General features: G+C 45.5%; 16 protein-coding genes and 1 pseudogene. 3 read left to right on the top strand and 14 right to left on the bottom strand.

The features are described from left to right. Positions 1 to 102: 102 nt before the first annotated feature. The 9 genes from CHL1_RS02655 to CHL1_RS02615 form a co-directional block, all read right to left on the bottom strand. Entirely contained in the window at positions 103 to 1,185 is a 1,083-nt protein-coding gene (locus CHL1_RS02655) for a 2-oxo acid dehydrogenase subunit E2 (protein ID WP_250934560.1), read from the bottom strand. Continuing rightward, complete coding sequence (locus CHL1_RS02650; protein WP_250934559.1) at positions 1,115 to 2,005, bottom strand: E3 binding domain-containing protein; 891 nt, start codon at positions 2,003 to 2,005, stop codon at positions 1,115 to 1,117. Before CHL1_RS02650 ends, CHL1_RS02655 begins: the two co-directional genes overlap by 71 nt. A 12-nt stretch (positions 2,006 to 2,017) precedes the next feature. Then, the gene (locus tag CHL1_RS02645; protein WP_420840490.1) at positions 2,018 to 3,004 is read right to left on the bottom strand and encodes an alpha-ketoacid dehydrogenase subunit beta; all 987 of its coding nucleotides are present in this window, start codon (positions 3,002 to 3,004) and stop codon (positions 2,018 to 2,020) included. A gap of 26 nt (positions 3,005 to 3,030) precedes the next feature. After that, positions 3,031 to 3,993: a thiamine pyrophosphate-dependent dehydrogenase E1 component subunit alpha gene (locus tag CHL1_RS02640; RefSeq protein ID WP_250934557.1), complete on the bottom strand. Its 963-nt coding sequence runs from the start codon at positions 3,991 to 3,993 to the stop codon at positions 3,031 to 3,033. Positions 3,994 to 4,181: 188 nt separating this feature from the next. Next, the gene (ispD, locus tag CHL1_RS02635; protein ID WP_250934556.1) at positions 4,182 to 4,886 is read right to left on the bottom strand and encodes a 2-C-methyl-D-erythritol 4-phosphate cytidylyltransferase; all 705 of its coding nucleotides are present in this window, start codon (positions 4,884 to 4,886) and stop codon (positions 4,182 to 4,184) included. Between the two features lie 99 nt (positions 4,887 to 4,985). Continuing rightward, entirely contained in the window at positions 4,986 to 5,447 is a 462-nt protein-coding gene (tsaE, locus tag CHL1_RS02630) for a tRNA (adenosine(37)-N6)-threonylcarbamoyltransferase complex ATPase subunit type 1 TsaE (RefSeq protein ID WP_250934555.1), read from the bottom strand. 1 nt (position 5,448) lies between these two features. Beyond that, entirely contained in the window at positions 5,449 to 5,760 is a 312-nt protein-coding gene (locus tag CHL1_RS02625) for a PspC domain-containing protein (protein ID WP_070369500.1), read from the bottom strand. Positions 5,761 to 5,780: 20 nt separating this feature from the next. After that, entirely contained in the window at positions 5,781 to 6,998 is a 1,218-nt protein-coding gene (locus CHL1_RS02620) for a pyridoxal phosphate-dependent aminotransferase (RefSeq protein ID WP_070369501.1), read from the bottom strand. Positions 6,999 to 7,038: 40 nt separating this feature from the next. After that, positions 7,039 to 7,329: a YerC/YecD family TrpR-related protein gene (locus CHL1_RS02615; protein ID WP_070369502.1), complete on the bottom strand. Its 291-nt coding sequence runs from the start codon at positions 7,327 to 7,329 to the stop codon at positions 7,039 to 7,041. A gap of 155 nt (positions 7,330 to 7,484) precedes the next feature. Here CHL1_RS02615 and cysS point away from each other — a divergent pair, with 155 nt between their 5' ends. Both cysS and CHL1_RS02605 read left to right on the top strand, forming a co-directional pair. After that, positions 7,485 to 8,882: a cysteine--tRNA ligase gene (gene cysS / locus CHL1_RS02610; protein ID WP_250934554.1), complete on the top strand. Its 1,398-nt coding sequence runs from the start codon at positions 7,485 to 7,487 to the stop codon at positions 8,880 to 8,882. Next, entirely contained in the window at positions 8,867 to 9,334 is a 468-nt protein-coding gene (locus CHL1_RS02605) for a Mini-ribonuclease 3 (RefSeq protein WP_250934553.1), read from the top strand. Before cysS ends, CHL1_RS02605 begins: the two co-directional genes overlap by 16 nt. 54 nt (positions 9,335 to 9,388) lie before the next feature. Here the strand turns inward: CHL1_RS02605 and CHL1_RS02600 are convergent, their stop codons facing one another. Further along, positions 9,389 to 10,780 (bottom strand): MATE family efflux transporter, encoded by a 1,392-nt coding sequence (locus tag CHL1_RS02600; RefSeq protein ID WP_250934552.1) that lies wholly within the window; start codon positions 10,778 to 10,780, stop codon positions 9,389 to 9,391. A gap of 95 nt (positions 10,781 to 10,875) precedes the next feature. Then, complete coding sequence (locus CHL1_RS02595; protein WP_070369505.1) at positions 10,876 to 12,546, bottom strand: DEAD/DEAH box helicase; 1,671 nt, start codon at positions 12,544 to 12,546, stop codon at positions 10,876 to 10,878. Between the two features lie 226 nt (positions 12,547 to 12,772). Here CHL1_RS02595 and CHL1_RS18295 point away from each other — a divergent pair. Then, positions 12,773 to 12,925, top strand: a pseudogene (locus CHL1_RS18295) (helix-turn-helix domain-containing protein); the annotation flags it as partial. 318 nt (positions 12,926 to 13,243) lie between these two features. Here the strand turns inward: CHL1_RS18295 and CHL1_RS02585 are convergent. The 3 genes from CHL1_RS02585 to trhA form a co-directional block, all read right to left on the bottom strand. Beyond that, positions 13,244 to 15,190: an NAD(+) synthase gene (locus CHL1_RS02585; RefSeq protein ID WP_250934551.1), complete on the bottom strand. Its 1,947-nt coding sequence runs from the start codon at positions 15,188 to 15,190 to the stop codon at positions 13,244 to 13,246. A 355-nt stretch (positions 15,191 to 15,545) separates the two neighbouring features. Then, the gene (locus CHL1_RS02580; protein ID WP_250934550.1) at positions 15,546 to 17,150 is read right to left on the bottom strand and encodes a CTP synthase; all 1,605 of its coding nucleotides are present in this window, start codon (positions 17,148 to 17,150) and stop codon (positions 15,546 to 15,548) included. A gap of 181 nt (positions 17,151 to 17,331) precedes the next feature. Continuing rightward, complete coding sequence (gene trhA / locus CHL1_RS02575) at positions 17,332 to 17,976, bottom strand: PAQR family membrane homeostasis protein TrhA (RefSeq protein WP_250934549.1); 645 nt, start codon at positions 17,974 to 17,976, stop codon at positions 17,332 to 17,334. Positions 17,977 to 18,045 lie beyond the last annotated feature (69 nt).

Here is an 18,045-nt window from a genome sequence, read left to right as displayed (position 1 = left end):
AATCTTATATTATGCTGTTTAGTCTAACACAATTTGCTTAAATGTGACAATGATTATTTTTTTGGTAACGTTATCTTTTCTTAATTCTGACAATTTTTAAGACTAAAACAATAATAGTGAGGGATTCTCCATGTCAGCCTTAACAGCCTGAAGGAATTTTGCGCCTTCGACCCCATTGGCCACCCGTTGATCCAGATTCAGACTGATTTTCATCACTGCTCGAACAACCGGTTCCCCCTGAAAAATCCGGATTCGTTGAACCACTTCACCAACACTGAGAATCGCACTGTTCGTCGGGTTGATGATGGCGGTAAATTCCCGGATCCCATACATCCCCAGGTTGGAGATGGTAAAGGTGCTGCCTTCCCGTTGCACGTGCGAGAGATGTTTGTTTTTAACAGCTTTTAAAAGATCACCCCGACTTTTGACGATTTCCACAAAGCTCATCGTCTGAGCGTCTTTGATCACCGGAACAATCAAACCCTCATCGGATTCCACTGTTAAACCCATATTTACATAATCCTGAGGCACAACAATTGCGTCTTCCCGCCGGGCGTTAAGAAGCGGATGTTTCACCAAAGCCCGGGTTGTTGCCAGAAGCAGAAAATCGGTATAGGTGCAGCGGTATTTAGCCTGTTCCTCAATTTTTTTGGTAATCTTCTTGCGGAGATCCTTGATTTCAGTCATATCAATTTCTGTGGTCAAACTGATGACCGCTGTTTCTTCCTCGCTTTTAATCCGATATTTTCTGACTATCCTGGATCGAACCCCCTGATTCCGATTATTCTTCGCACAACTTACTTCATCACTGACAGGCTGTTCTGCTTCCCCAAGCGGTTCTTTAGCTATTTCAATCGCATGCTCTGCTGGTGTTTGCAGCACTTCGTCGCTTACAGTGCTCTGATCCGTTGCAACAACCGCCAATTCTGTCTCCGGATTTTGAGTGTCAACAGCTGTCGGTTTATCCATTTTAATCTCAGACTCTGCTGTTTCTGAAGTAATTGGAAGCGCGGTTTTTTCTGACTTAATCTCAGTCTTTTTCTCCGGCTCCTGTTTTTTTCTTGCTAATCCCCGGGATTTTTTATTTTTTAAACCCAGCCCGTCGCGCTCATTTTCACGAAGTACGTGCATTGGCGTTGGCTTGACAATGATTTCTTCCCGGAGGCGGCTCCGCTTTAAAATCAACGAACGGGACAAAATCCAGTTCTGAAATTTTTGTCACGACATCCGTATCTTTTTCTTCCAGAGCGGTATCATTGGCATCCACAAAGGGAACAAAGTCCAGCTCCGGATTCGGGAGTCTTTCAACTTTCTGATTCATCTCGCTCAGTTTTTTTCGGGGTTTGGTTTTGTTGACCGGGATTTCTTCCAGCTTTCCGGGTGTTGTAAACAAATTTTTGGGATTTCCGGCTATTTTATCCAGACTGGTACCGATCACCACCGGCTCTTTTGACTTGTAGTCAAAGGTGCCCGGTTGAATAACCACCAGTTTTTTCACATCATCAATTTCAACTCTGCCGTTTGGTCCGGTTCCCGTGGCCTTTTCAATGTCCACCTTAAATTCCCGGGCAATCCGTCTGGCAGCTGGGGTCGCTCGAACCTTTCCCATCCGGGGATCCGGTTCAACCGTCGCCTCTTCCGGTTCTTCAATCACTTCATCATTAATGATTCCCCGAATGGCTTCTGCCGGTCGCTCTTTGATCCCTTCTTTAATGGTTTCTTCCAGATTTCGCTCCAGTTCTGCAATGGCGGCCGTTAGTTTTTCTTCCAGATTTTCTTCCTGTTGACTATCGTCACAACGCTCTGCCTCTTGATCTACCATTTTTTTACCTGCCACTACGTCTGTTTGGCCGGTTTCTTCGTTATCAGTATTTACTTCTGACAACGCTTTTTTACTTTTTTGATCATGTTCCAGGGTCGCTTCTTTAATCGTTTCGGCATTTGTCGAGTTTTCTATTGTCATATCCAACGTCTCTTTCGGTAAGATTATTTCATTTTCCATCATTGAGTCCGCTCCCTATTCCCGATTCAGAAGACGATAGACGCTATGAACGAAATCATTGCGCTGGGGCACCGCAGCTGACTCTAATTCCTGATTAAAGGGAATCGGAACATCCAGGCCACCCAGACGGACAATCGGCGCTGTGAGATAGTCGAAGGCTTCACTCTCAACGACTCGCGCGACAATTTCGCCACCGACCCCACCGGTTTTAGCGGCCTCATGGGCCACAATCAGACAACCGGTTTTAATAACCGATTCGATGATCGGTTTCATATCCATGGGATATAAGGTCAGGGGATTGAGAATCTCCACCCGAATTCCTTCCTCTTCTAAAAAATCAGCGGCTTCAATGGCTTTGGCCAGAGTGGTTCCATAGGCGACGATGGTGACATCTTTCCCGGGCCGTTCAACGATGGTTTTTCCGATTTCCAGGGTATACTCCTCGTCAAGGGGAACCAGACCCACCGAATCGTAGAGCATCTTATGTTCAATAAAACAGACCGGATTGTTATCCCGGATGGTCGCTTTGATCAGCCCTTTGGCCTGAGCCGGGGTTGATGGGGTCACCACCTTCAGTCCCGGTACATGGCATAACCAGGCTTCCAGGCTCTGACTGTGCTGAGTCGCACCACCAGCGCCGGAACCGGCTGGCAATCGCAATACCATCGGCACCTGGGACTGGCCGCCAAACATGTAGCGCATTTTAGCGCCCTGATTCACCAGAGCATCCAAACCCAGGGTGATAAAGTCCATAAACATAATCTCGCAAACCGGGCGCAAGCCGGTGGTTGCCGCCCCCACGGCGGTTCCGACAATCGCCCCTTCAGAAATCGGGGTATCCAGAATTCGCTCTTCACCAAACTCTTCCAATAAACCTTTCGAGACTCCAAAGGCGCCACCATAAACACCAATATCTTCACCTAAAAAAATGACATCCCGATCCAAACGCATTTCTTCGGTTATCCCCAGACGGATGGCATCGCGGTAGGTCATTTTTGTCATATCATTTGTTTTCATTCTTCAACCTCTCACGCATATACATCTGCTAAAATTGTATCAAGCTGCGGTGATGGACTTTTTTTAGCAAATTCCACCGCCTGTTCAATGGAAATAATGGCTTCATTTTCCATTTTTTGAATCTGCTTTTCAGTAAAGATCCGATTTTCCCGGAGGTACTCTTTCATCTTCAACAGCGGATCTTTTTTTCGCCATTCCTTTACTTCCTGTTCTTCCCGATAAAGCTGTTTATCACTTTTGGAATGGCCACTGAAGCGATAGGTTTTAGCTTCAATCAGCACCGGCCCCTTCCCGGCTCTGGCATAGCGCAACGCTTTCGTAACGGTATTATAAACATCGAGAAAATCGTTACCGTCAATGGTGAGACCCGGAATGTTATAGGCTTCACTGCGGTCAGAAATATTCTCAACATTCATGTGGTTTTCAACCGGATTTGACATCCCGTATTGATTATTCTCGATGAAAAAAACCACCGGTAGCTTCCAGATCGAGGCCAGATTCAGGGATTCATGAAAACTGCCCGTATCGGTGGCACCGTCCCCGGCAAAGCACAATACAACCTTCCCAGTCTTCTGGTATTTCTGCGTCAGTGCCGCCCCACAGGACAGGCCAAAACCGCCACCAACCACACCATTGGCCCCCAAGTTGCCATTTTCGACATCAGCAATGTGCATTGAACCGCCTTTGCCCTTACAGTAGCCGGTATCTTTCCCCAGACATTCCGCCATCATCAGATTGACATCCAGGCCAAAACCAATCGCCTGGGCATGACCCCGATGACTTAACGACACCAGATCGCCCTCTTCCAGGGCCAGACAGGCCATCACCCCAGCAGCTTCCTGACCCATAGCCAGATGAACCGTACCATGAACCTGACCTTTTTCCTCCAGTTCCCCCAGCTTTTCTTCAAAAAATCGGGCCTGATTCATTTTATAATACATTCTTAATAGAAGTTCTTCTGATAATTCAATCATGGTTTCCTCCACATTTTCACTATTTATTTTTAAAAAGGTGAATAACCCTTAGCATTTTGTTTCATACTTTTCCATTATATCTTTTATTCCCCAATAAATAAAGAATGAAGCGAAAAACTGCATAAAATAACAGCATTTTTCACCTCATTCTTTATTTCTATTAATAAACTCTTAATTTTTTTGTCTGATCATTGGCTTTCGGCCATTCGTTTAATGATCGATTCAGCGATGGTTAAATCCTCCGGGGTGGTGATTTTGATATTGGTATAGTCACCAACCACGATTTTAACCGGAACCTTCAGCCATTCCACCAGAAAGGCATCGTCTGTCCCGGATACTCCCGATTCAAGCGCTTTCTGATGGGCCTCTTTGATCAGATCGTAATCAAAGGTTTGGGGGGTTTGGATTTCCACCAGATAATTTCGATCCGGGGTCGCTTCGACAAAGCCATCGTCACTTATCACCTTGATGGTGTTTTTGGCTGGCACCCCCACCACCGTCGCTCGATACTTAATAGTTTCTTCAATGCTCTTGCAAATGACCGACTCGCCGATCAGTGGCCTGGCGCCATCGTGGATCAGAACAATCCGGGTCTGGGGATTCACCGCCTTTAGTCCGGCATAAACCGACTCCTGCCGGGTCTCGCCGCCAGCCACTAATTTGATCTTGCTATAGGAATAAACCCCGATGACCTGATCCTGACACAGCTGCTGTTCTTCGGGATTGATGACCAGCACAATTTCGTCGATCAGCGAACATTTTTCAAAAACATCCAGGGTATGGGCTAAAACCGGTTTTCCGTTTAACTGCAGATACTGTTTGCTGACAGATGCCTTCATCCGCCGACCCAATCCGGCAGCAGGGATGATCACACTGGTTAACACGTTTTCCATATTTGCCACCTTATCATTCATTATTCACTTAACACGTTTAGTCACTGACAACCTCCCGGTTATGCCTGCGTTTTTGCCGACTGATGCTTTGCAATTTTTCTACAGTGCATTTAATATCTGCGCCACTTTCTGATTATCGGTTCTCAAAATTATTTCCCGCTGGTCAGGCGTCTCCAGCCTTGATACCAGGCTGATTTCCAACCTGGGTTCAAACGCTTCGTCCAAGACCAGATCCGGCCACTCCAGCAACAGCGTACACCCCCGGCTGAGGTAGTCATCAAAGCCCATCTCATAGAGCTCATCGGGATCCTGGAGCCGGTATAAATCAAAATGAAAAACCCGGGGCGGGTTGCCGTATTCATTGACAATGGTATAGGTGGGACTGGTCACCTCATCCAAAAGACCCATACCCGCTACAAAACCTTTTGAAAACAGGGTTTTTCCAGCGCCCATTCCACCCTGTAAAAAAATAATCAGGGGGAAGCGTATCGCTTCCCCCAACTGTTTAGCAAAATCATACGTATCCTGACTTGATTTTGAAATAATTCGTTTCTCCAACATCTTAATCAACCTTTTCTTCGGATCCCGTCTTTTCGTTGCTAAAATCAATGATCTCTTCGTCGCTGTTGTCATCAATGATTTCATAATCCACTTCAACGACATCCTGATTCTCAATCCGCTTATTCCCGGGGAGAACCACTGCCAGGAGAATATAGACAATGATGCTGAGGATTCCCGGCACGAATCGGAGCACAAAGGGCAACAGGAAAAGCCCTCTGAAGACCCAGGGTGAAATGTTGCAGTATTCGCCAAGACCAGCACAGACACCGGCCAGAATGGCCCTTTTTTTACTTTTCACTAATTGTTTTTTCATTATTATTCCATTCTTAAACGTTACTCTTGACGGTAGGTTGCCATAAACCGTTCCAACCGATCCATGGTTTCAATCAGATCTTCAGGGTGTGGTAAAAAGACGATTCTGAAATGATCCGGGTGAGGCCAGTTAAAACCGGTACCCTGAACCATCAGGACATGTTCTTCTTTTAGAAAATCCAGGGCAAACTGGACATCACTGGTGATATTAAACATTTCGGTATCAATTTTAGGAAAGACATAAAATCCGGCTTTGGGTTTGACACAGGATAAGCCCGGAATCGCATTGATCCGCTTACAGACAATCTCCCGCTGTTCATAGAGCCGTCCGCCGGGCTTGAGCAGGTCATTCATGCTCTGATAGCCACCGAGTGAGGTCTGGATCGCATGCTGTCCCGGAACATTGGAGCACATTCGCATATTGGAAAGCATCTTGATGCCTTCGATATAGTCCTTTGCCCCCTCCTTATTGCCGGTTAAAATCATCCAACCGACCCGATAGCCAGGAATCCGATGGGATTTGGACAAGCCGTTTAAGGTCACCACCAATACATCTTCGGTGAGCGTTGACATCGGGATATGAACATTATCATCATAGAGAATCCGGTCATAAATTTCATCGGCAAAGATAATCAGATCATTTTCCACCGCCAGATCAACGATTCCCTCTAAAATCTCCCGGGGATAAAGGGCGCCAGTGGGGTTATTGGGGTTGATGACGACAATCCCCTTGGTATTGGGGGTAATCTTACTGGCAATATCCGAAAGATTGGGATTCCAGTCGTCTTCTTCATCACAAGTATAATAGACCGCATTGCCACCCGACAGGTTGACGGCAGCCGACCACAGCGGGTAATCCGGTGCTGGCACCAGAATTTCGTCCCCGTTGTCCAAGAGCGCCTGCATACAAAAAAGAATCAGTTCGCTGACCCCATTACCCAGAAAAACATCATCGACCTTCAGATCCATCAGTCCCTTGGTCTGATAATGCTGAACCACGGCCTTTCGGGCCGAAAAAATGCCCTGGGAATTACAGTATCCTTCAGCGGTTTTCATGTTATATTTAATATCCTGAATAATTTCATCCGGGGCATTTAAATTAAAGGGGGCTGTATTGCCCGTATTGAGCATAATAATGTCAATGCCGTCCCGCTCCATGCGATCCGCCTCTTCGACCACCGGTCCTCTAATATCATAACAAACGTTGTCCAACTTCTTCGACTTTTTCACAGCTTTCATCACTACACTCAACTCCTTTAATATTAAATTTTAGATAAGACTACTCCAATGTACGGTCCTTTTTCATTTTTTCGATGATGTTGCGGTAGCCTTTGCCGTGTTTGAGGCAGCGGTTGACCCGGCTGATGGTGGCCGAACTGGCTCCGGTCAGTTTTTCGACATCAATAAAGGTTTTTCCCTGGGACAGCAAGTAGGCAATTTCAAAGCGGTGAGCCATGTCTTCGATTTCTTTGATGGTACACAGGTCTTCCAGTAACAGATTACAATCCTCTTCGGTTTCAAGGGCTAAAATCGCCTGGGCCAGGACTTTTCTTTTTGCATTTGCTTCCATGGAGATTCCTCTTTCATTTCTTGTTATTCATCTGGGATGATAAAGAAATTTTCTTCCTAAAAAATTTTATCCATTGACACTTAATCTTATCTTTAGTGTATAATATGTTATCATAACACATTGCTGTAAATAAATAAATTGAAAGGTTGAACTTTATGAAATTATATAATACCTTGACCCAGCAGAAAGAAACCTTTGTCCCGATTGAAGCGGGCAAGGTGCGGATGTATTCCTGCGGCCCGACTGTTTACAACTATTTTCATATCGGCAACGCCCGTCCCTTCATTGTTTTTGACGTGCTCCGCCGATTTTTGGAATATACCGGCTATGAGGTCACCTTTATCCAGAATTTTACCGACGTCGATGACAAAATCATCAATCGCAGCCACGAAGAAGGGATTTCGCCGGGCGATGTTTCTGAAAAATACATCCAGGAATACTTCACCGATGCCGATGCCCTGGGCATCAAACGGGCCTCGGTCCATCCCAAGGTTAGCGAGCACATGCCAGAAATCATTGACATGATCAAAACCCTGGAAGAAAAGGGACTGGCCTATAACGTCGATGGCAATGTCTACTACCGTGTCGATGCCTTTAACGATTATGGTAAATTGTCCAAACAATCCATTGATGATTTAAAATCCGGTGCCCGAATTGACGTCAATGACGAAAAAGAAAGTCCTCTTGATTTTGCCCTCTGGAAAAAGAAAAAAGACGGCGAACCCTATTGGGAAAGTCCCTGGGGTCAGGGACGACCAGGCTGGCACATTGAATGTTCGGCGATGTCCAAAAAACATCTCGGTGAAACCATTGATATTCACGGCGGCTACCAGGATCTGATCTTCCCCCACCACGAAAATGAAATTGCCCAATCGGAAGGCTGCTGCGGCAAACCCTTTGCCAACTATTGGGTCCACAATGGCTACATTAATATCGACAACGAGAAAATGTCCAAGTCCAAGGGCAACTTCTTTACCGTCCGGGATATTGCCAAAACCTTCGATCTGGAAGCGGTTCGGATGTTTTTACTGATGGCCCATTACCGCAGCCCGGTCAACTTCAGCGAACCGCTGCTAAAACAGGCCGCCAGTGCCCTGGAGCGTTTATATACCGCCAAATTCCAGATGGACTTCCTGCTGGAATTTGCCACTACTAAGTCAGCCACCGAAGCCGAGCAGGTTTGGATTGATTCCCTGGCCAAATACAAAAACGATTTTATTGCTGCCATGGACGACGATATCAACACCGCCGATGCCATTGCCGTAATTTTTGAGCTGGTTCGGGATTTAAATTCCAACCTTGATGCCACTTCTTCCCAACCGGCAATCATAGCTGGCCAGAATACTTTTGCCGAACTCACCGGTGTTTTAGGGCTGGCGGTAAAAGAAAAAGAAACCAATCTGGATGAGGCGGTAGAAGATCTGATCGCCCAGCGCCAGGCCGCCCGTAAAGCCAAGGATTTTAAGCGGGCTGACGAAATCCGCGATGAACTGCTGGCTAAAGGCATTGTATTGGAGGATACCCGGGAAGGTGTTAAATGGAAAAAAGCCTAACCCTTACCCCCGAACCCACCGAAAATCTCAAAACTATAAAGGCCACCATCGACAGGCACTACACCCGGGAACAGGCCGCTGCCATGAATCCCCTGGCTTTGGCCTATCTCGGCGATGGAATTTATTCCGATATGATTCGAAAATATCTGTTGGGCTGTGGTCACCAGAACGTCAACTTCATGACCAAAACCGCCATCCACTATGTCCGGGCCAGTGCCCAGGCCCAAATCATTCGGGAGTTGCTACCGCAGCTTACCGAAGCCGAGCAGCGGATCTTTAAACGGGGCCGTAATACCGCCTCTCAGGTTCCCAAGAATGCCAACCCGTCTGACTACCGCTATGCCACCGGGTTTGAAACCCTGATTGGCTACCTTTTTCTTTGCGGTGAGACGGAGCGGATGAATGCCCTGATTGTTCAGAGCATTGCGATCATCAACCAAAGCCTCAACTAACAAAAGCTCTGCTTCAGACAAATACCTGAAGCAGAGCTTTTCGTTTTTATTGCATTAGTTTTGTACGGTGACCGGAGCCGCCTCCCAGGTGTCAAAGATGGTTCGCTGATACCACCGGAACATAAACAGTTCGTAAGCCAGACAAACGATTTCCGAGATGAAGAATCCATACCAGAGCCAGTCCAGACCGCCAGCCTGAGCCAGCAGGTAAGTAACCGGCAAGAGCACCACCATCTGGCGGATAAAGGAAGCAATCATACTGACATAGGCTTTGCCGATGGCCTGAAAACTGACACTGAGCATAATCGAAATTCCCGCCAACGGAAAAGCCAGACTGATGCTGCGCAGACAGTTCACCCCGATTTCCATCATTTCGGATGAGGGATTAAAAGCCATCATAATCTGAGCCGGGAAAATCCAGAACAGTACTGTGCCTATGATCATGATCGAGAGGGCAGCAGTAATTGCGACCTTTAGGGTTTCATTGAACCGTTCCCGGTTTCTGGCCCCAAAATTAAAGCCGAAGATGGGCATGACCCCCTGTCCCAATCCAAAGATGGGCATAAAGATGATCGATTGAATTTTAAAGTAAACACCGAAAACTGCCACCGCTGACATCCCAAATCCGGCCAGGATCAGATTGTATCCGGTAATCATCAACGAGGCCAATCCCTGCATAATCGCCGCTGGCAAGCCGACTTTAAAGATGTCCTTGACGATTTCTGTTTCATAGTGAAACACCTGATAGTCCAGTTTGAGATATGACTTTCCGCTTTTAAAGACAATCAACAGCATATAAACCATCCCAAAAAGCTGACCGATGACCGTGGCAATGGCCGCACCGGCTACCCCCAGGGCAGGGAAACCAAACCACCCGAAAATCATAATCGGATCCAAAATAATATTGGTCACCGCACCAATAATCTGGCCCACCATCGGTTGGATCATTTCACCGGTTCCCTGTAAGGTTGAAAAAGCAGCCTGAGTAATAAAACTACCAAAACAAAACACCGTAACAATCATCAAATAAGCGCGACCCTGAGCAATGATGTTGGCGTTATCGGTGAACAGACTGATAAACGCTTCCGCCGTAAAGAATCCCAGGATTCCCAACACGGCGGCGATTGAAACCGCCAATAGGAAACCATGCTCAGCCACGTTGGCCGCCTCGCTGTTTTTATTTTGACCCAGCCGCCTGGATATGGCTGAATTAATCCCAACTCCCAGGCCCACAAAGCAGGAGATAATAATCATCTGAATCGGAAACGCCAGAGAAACCGCCGTTAGCGCTTCTTCCCCGATTTGTGCCACAAAGATACTGTCGACAATATTATATAAAGCCTGAATCATCATCGAAATAATTGCTGGTATGGACATTGAAAAAAGCAGCTTGGGAATGGGAACGACGCCCAATTTGTTCCTTTTTTCTGTTCTTGTGTCTTTCATAGGGCACCTCCTCTGATTTTTTCTAACTATTGTATCAAAAAACCCGGATCCAAGGACAATGTCAGCCTCACACCCAGGTTCCATTTAAGATCTAATTACTTCTTCTTTTTAGAAATTTCTACTTTTACTTTACGTTCTTTGATTATTTTGCCGTTTAGTTTCTTTTCGACTTTTTTAGCTTGCTCTTCATCCACATCGACAAAGGTAAACTTGTCATACATGTCAATGTTACCCACTGCTGACGATGGAATTCCGCATTCACCGCAGATCGCTCCCAGAATATCCCGTTTTTGGGCATGATCCTTTTCACCGACACTGATAAACAACCGTTTGGTTTTTTCTGGGCCAGCCCGACGAGAACCACCATCTCTGGATCCGCCATCACGACGGCTGCGTCCATCCCGACCATCCCGGCGAGGACCACCATCATTCCGTCTGGGACGTCGTTCGACAGTATTAAGATCTTCAGCTTCTGACAGCGGTAACTGGGCCTGCAACAACACAGCAGCAATGGTTTCGGCAGTATATCCTTTTTCAACCAGTTCGTCAATAATTTTTAAATAGGTATCCAGACTGCCCTTTTCAGTACCTTTATCGGCCCGAATCTTAAAACGTTCGTGGAAGTGGGCAATTTTAATATCATTGATGACTTCACTGGTAGGAATCAGATCCCGTTCGATACTTTTTTTAGTGTAATCGGTAATCTTCTTGAGTCTGAACTGATCTCTTGATCGTGCCAGGGTCAGGGAAATTCCGCTTTTACCAGCCCGGCCGGTTCGACCAATTCGGTGAACATAATATTCTTCATTATCCGGTACATCGTAATTAAAGACGATATCAACGTCATCCACATCAATACCCCGGGCCGCCACATCGGTTGCCACCAGGATATTTAGTTTACCGCGACTGAAATCTTTTAATACCGCCATTCGGGACATCTGGCGCATGTCACCATGAATCTTGTCGACTGAATAACCCAATTTTTTCAGATCATCGGTGATTTCATCGACATATTTTTTGGTGTTACAAAAAATAAGTGAACGCTGAGGTTTGTAAACATCCAGTAAACGGGTTAACGCTTCAAACTTATGGTGATCGCTGATATTGAAGTATTTCTGCTCAATGCTGGTTGCGACCATCGTTTTCGGCGAAATTTCGATCATTACCGGATCTTTCTGGTAAGTTTCAGCAATTTTTAAAATCGGTTTTGGCATCGTTGCTGAGAATAACACCGTCTGAATATCATGGTCAATTTCATCGAGAATCAGTTCGATATCTTCCCGGAATCCCATGTTTAACATTTCATCCGCTTCGTCCAGTACCACCATCGAAACATCACTCAGTTTCAGTGTTTTTCGACGCATATGATCCATTACCCGGCCGGGGGTGCCAACGACGATCTGAACCCCGGATTTAAGGTCTCTGATTTGACCTTCAATGGACGCCCCGCCGAAAATCGGCAGAACTTTTACGCCTTTCTGGTATTTTATTACTTTTCTAAACTCGTCTGAGACCTGTACAGCCAACTCACGGGTTGGGCATAGAACTAAAACTTGTACTTTCTTTATGGAAGGGTCAAGCTTTGTAATGGCTGGAATTGCAAAGGCAACAGTTTTTCCTGTTCCGGTTTGCGATTTTCCAATGAGGTCTCCTCCCATCATCAATTGTGGTATCGCTCGCTCCTGGATTTCGGTCATTTCTACAAAGCCCATTTCTTCGATGCCTTGCAGTAGTTGTTCATTAATTTCTAATTCTGTAAATTTCATTTAGTATCCTTTCTCGAATATATAACATCTTATTTTAAACCAAACTAAAGAATAAAGCAAGTTTGTTTTAGATTCATTAAGAAATAGTGCTTCTGTTTCATGTGGTATTTGAATTATTTCCGGTTTTGCACCTTTGTATAAAATTTCTGGCCATCAAGTATACGAATAGTGTATAATATGGTTATACACATATCATGTGTTTATCTTATTCGTTCATACTGAGTTTATGAATATTTTTGGAGGAAACACGATGTCTACTTTTGGTACCCGATTAAAACGACTACGCATTAATAAGGACATGACCCAGCAAGATTTTGCTGAGCATTTTGATTTAAACAAGAGCTCAATTTCCAAGTATGAGAAGGATAAAAACCTTCCTGAAAACCAGTTGCTGGTTGAAATTGCCGATTATTTTGATGTATCGGTTGATTATCTGCTTTGTCGGACTGACAATGCCACATCTCTCAATGATGCTAAACTCAAATCTGAGGGTTCATTAAACTCAGCTGAACAATTAGTTAAACCATTGGATATGAAAGACCTGCTGGGGCTGTTCGGATACGCCATGACCAGCGAAGAAGGCAAGCGGGAAATTCTCGATTTTATTAACTTCAAACACGAAGTTTTGCTCCAACATTACGCCAAAAAGAATCCTAAAAAAAGAAGCTGTTTTCGGACAGCTTCTTTTTTTATCAACTTAACCGATTGGTTCCATTTTTTCCAGGCTCTTAAGCCATTGGGTTGCATGAGCATCCGAGGGCATCCGCCAGTCACCCCGTGGCGAAAAGGAGACCGACCCGACCTTGGGTCCATCGGGGAGACAGTTTCGTTTAAACTGCTGGCCAAAGAAACGGTGATAAAAGTTTTTCAGCCATTTAAAAATGACTGCCTTACGATAGACGCCGTCAAAGGCCTTGCAGGCCAGAAAATAGACTTTTTCCGGTGAAAAACCATGACGAACCATTTGATACATGAAGAAATCGTGAAGTTCGTATGGTCCAACGGTTTCTTCAGTTTTCTGGGCAATTTTTCCATCAGCATCCGGCGGCAGCAGTTCCGGAGAAACCGGGGTCGCCAGAACATCATAAAGAATTTTGCGAATGTCTGCTTCGGGCGAATGGTCGGCCACCCACTCCACCAGGTAGCGGATCAGGGTTTTTGGCACACTGGCATTGACACTGTACATCGACATATGGTCGCCATTATAGGTGGCCCAACCCAGTGCCAGTTCCGAAAGATCCCCGGTCCCAATAACAATTCCCCCCAGTTTATTGGAAAGATCCATCAGAATCTGGGTGCGTTCCCGAGCCTGGGAATTTTCGTAGGTGACGTTGTGAAGATCAATGGGGTGGCCGATATCCTTAAAGTGAGCGGTACAGGCCGCCACAATCGAAATCTCATGGAAACTGGCACCGAGACCCTTAATCAGGGCTACGGCATTGTCGTAGGTGCGGTCAGTGGTGCCAAAGCCCGGCATGGTGACGGCATGAATTTTTTCCCGGGGAATACCAAAGCGGTCACAAACAGAGACACAGACCAGCAGCGCCATGGTGGAATCCAGTCCCCCGGAGATCCCCACCACCATCGGGGCGTTACCGATATGAGCCAGGCGGGTCGCCAAACCAATGGTTTGAATATTAAAGATTTCTTCACAGCGTTCACTGCGACGGTTGGGATCTGCCGGAACAAAGGGCTGCGGGTTGACCTCCCGATCAAAATCATTGGTGCCCGAAGTTTCAAAGGTAATGGTTCGGTAAAAACGGTTATTAAGCAGATCCACCGAATCGCCAAAGCCATGCTGCATTTGGCGGTCATGATTGAGTGATTCCACATCAATATCGCAAATCAGCAATTCATTACCCAGGTTAAATTTGGGCAGTTCTTTAAGTAGTATCCCCCGTTCACAGATCATCGCATTACCACCGAAAACCAGATCACTGGTGGATTCCCCAAACCCTGCTGAGGCATAGAGATAAGCTGCATTGCAGCGTCCGGATTGGGAGCGGATCAGTTCCCTGCGATAATCACTTTTGCCCACCACCTCATTGCTGGCAGAGGGATTAAGAATCACCGTGGCACCAGCCAGAGCGTGAAAGCTGCCCGGTGAGATCGGCACCCATAGGTCTTCACAAATTTCGACGGCCACCACAAATTCTTCCCGATGAACATGCTTAAACAGCAAATCCGTCCCAATCGGAACCGCTTGGGAACCGATTGGAATTTCTGTCTGATTCAATGATTTTGCCGAAGCAAACCAACGTTTTTCATAAAACTCCTGATGATTGGGAATATAGGTTTTGGGCACAATCCCCAGAATTTTACCATCGTTTAGCAGCGCTGAACAATTGTACAAACTGCCATTAATGGCCAGGGGCAGACCCACCACCAGCAGCATTTTTTTTCCGTCTGACCATTGGCACAGGCTGTCCAGAGCCTTGACGGCGTTTTTCTGTAGCTCCCGCTGAAAAAACAGATCACCGCAGGTATAGCCGGTAATCCCTAACTCCGGAAACAACAGCACTTCCACGCCCTGATCCCAGGCCTTTTCTGCCAGACTAATCATTTGCCTGAGGTTATATTGGCAGTCTGCCAATTTAAGTTTGGGAACAGCGCAGGCTGTTCTAAAAAAACCATATTTATGCATTTAATTCACCTTGTATCTTTTTAATTTTCAACGTAACTGTTTGAATGACCTTCATTATATCCCCATTTCAGCTCCAAAACAATCATATTTTATTTTCCACAGCCTGTGTCTAATCAACTATTTTTTATTAACAATTGACCTGTTCATTGTTTTCCCATTACATTGGCGCTATTGGGGGGTTCTCCCAATAGTCAACAAGGTTATCCACATTGTCCACAGGTAAAACCAATGTTCTCCACAGCTTTATCCGAATCCTATCCACATTTTGTAAGTTATCCACAGTTTTTCTGTTAATATATCTTGTGTCTTCACCCATAAAAAAAATCAAGATCTGGGATCTTGATTTTTTTATCCACTATTTTTTTGTGGCTAAAGCAGCTTTGACGAAACTCTGAAACAGGGGATGCGGTTTGTTTGGTCGGGATTTAAACTCCGGATGCGCCTGAGTGGCCACAAACCAGGGATGATCCTTAATTTCAATCATCTCAACAAGCACCCGGTCAGGTGACATTCCTGAGAAAACCAACCCTTTTTCTTCAAGTTGAGAAATGAAATCATCATTCACTTCATAGCGATGACGATGCCGTTCGCTGATATTTTTCTCACCATAGGCTTCCATAGCTTTGGAGCCTTCCAACAATTCGCAGGGGTATAATCCCAAACGCATGGTACCGCCCATATCAATAATTTTTTTCTGCTCTTCCATCAGGTTAATCACCGGATAAGGCGTTTCCGGATCCAGTTCAATACTATGGGCTCCGGTAAGTCCGGCGACATTGCGGGCAAACTCAATAACAGCCAGCTGCAGACCCAAACAGAGTCCTAAAAAAGGTACCTTGTTTTCCCTAGCATATTGAATGGCGTGGATCTTGCCTTCCACCCCGCGGTGACCAAAGCCGCCGGGAACAATGATGCCGTCCAGATCTTTGAGTACCCGATCAACATTCTCTTCATTGATGTCTTCGGAGTGAATCCACTTGATGTTAACCTCCGAATTATTACCGATCCCACCGTGCCGCAGGGCTTCGGCTACCGATAAATAGGCGTCGTGAAGTTCCACATATTTTCCAACTAAGCCGATGGTTACCTTGTTTTCCAGACTTTTAGCCTTTTTGACCAGGTCTTTCCATTCGGTCAAATCCGGTTCTTTGCACTCGATATGAAGTTTTTCGCAAACCAATTCGGCCAGGCCTTCTTTTTCCAGCATTAAGGGTACTTCATAAAGTTCAGCGGCATCCATATTAACAACCACCGCTTTTTTATCGACATTACAGAACAGTGAAATTTTCCCCTTAAGGCCTTCTTCCACCTCTTTTTCGGAACGGAGCACAATAATGTCCGGCTGAATCCCGATACTGCGGAGTTCTTTTACCGAATGCTGGGTTGGTTTTGTTTTCAGTTCACCAGCCTTTCCCAAAAAAGGCAGCAGGGTTACATGGATGTACAAAACATTCTCAGCCCCCAGATCGCCCTTGAATTGTCTGATCGCTTCCAGATAGGGCAGACTTTCAATATCCCCCACGGTTCCGCCGATTTCAGTAATGACGACATCGGGATGGCTATACTCCGTGACCCGCAGGATACCATCTTTTATTTCATCGGTAATGTGAGGAATAACCTGAACCGTTCCGCCCAGGTAATCGCCGCGACGTTCTTTTGAGATAACATTCCAATATACTTTTCCGGTGGTGACATTGCTGTACTTGGACAGGTTTTCGTCGGTGAATCGCTCGTAGTGACCCAGATCCAAATCGGTTTCGGCGCCATCATCAGTCACAAAAACTTCCCCATGCTGATAAGGACTCATCGTTCCGGGATCAAAATTTAAATAGGGATCAAATTTCTGAATCGACACTTTAAGCCCTCTGGACTTAAGCAGCCGCCCCAATGAAGCACTCGTAATGCCCTTTCCTAAAGAAGATACTACACCACCAGTGACAAAAATATACTTTGTTTGCATTAATTTACCGACTCCTTTTTCTTTTACATTTTCGTATTATTTCAACAAAAAAATCACTGCAAAAAATGAGTTTTTTTTTGCAGTGATGCAATTAACAATACTACTAGTTTAACAGTTTTTTTATAAAATACAATAATAATTTTGTTTTAACTATCAATTTTTTTATGATACCATTTTTTTCTTAAAGAATAAAGAAAAAAACACAAATAAAATGACACAGAGAACCTAATATTACAAAAATGTGAAATAATTCGTGAAAGCCGAAATTTTTACCAAAGTTTGGCTTTTTGACGGCGTAAATCACCCCGCCGATGGTATACATGACCCCACCGCCAACCAGCAGCACAAAACCCGGCCGAGGCAACGCCTGATACAGCGGCCCTAACACAAATAGCGCAAACCACCCCAGAAAAATATAAAGGCTGGTGCCCAGCCACCGGGGCATATTGATCCAGGCCACTTTAAGGATAATCCCGATTAGAGCCACCCCCCAGATTGCCACCATCATCGCTACCCGCATGGTTCCCGTTAAGCAAAGCAGGCAGAATGGGGTGTAGGTTCCCGCAATCAGAATAAAGATCATGGCATGATCCAGTTTTTTCAGATGCAGAATTTCTTCCTTACTGCCATATGATGCATGGTATCTAAAGCTGGTGCCATATAGGCAGATCAGTCCCACTCCAAAAGCCAGTACCGAAATCAGCGTCAATGGGGTCAGATTATCCTTTGCAATAATTAAAATCAACATCGCAATAATGCCAAAGATGGATAATATTGCACCAATTAAATGGGTTACTGCATTCATCGGTTCTCTAAACTGATTCATATTTTGTCCTTTCTGTTACTCAATCATTCGCTTTTATCACTATACCATACTTTTAAAATTTTGTGAAAT

This window comes from Acetobacterium wieringae (assembly GCF_023700225.1).
GTDB classification, from domain to species: Bacteria; Bacillota; Clostridia; order Eubacteriales; family Eubacteriaceae; genus Acetobacterium; species Acetobacterium wieringae.
Note: the sequence above shows the minus strand (reverse complement) of the source record. Positions and strands in the feature narration are given on the sequence as shown.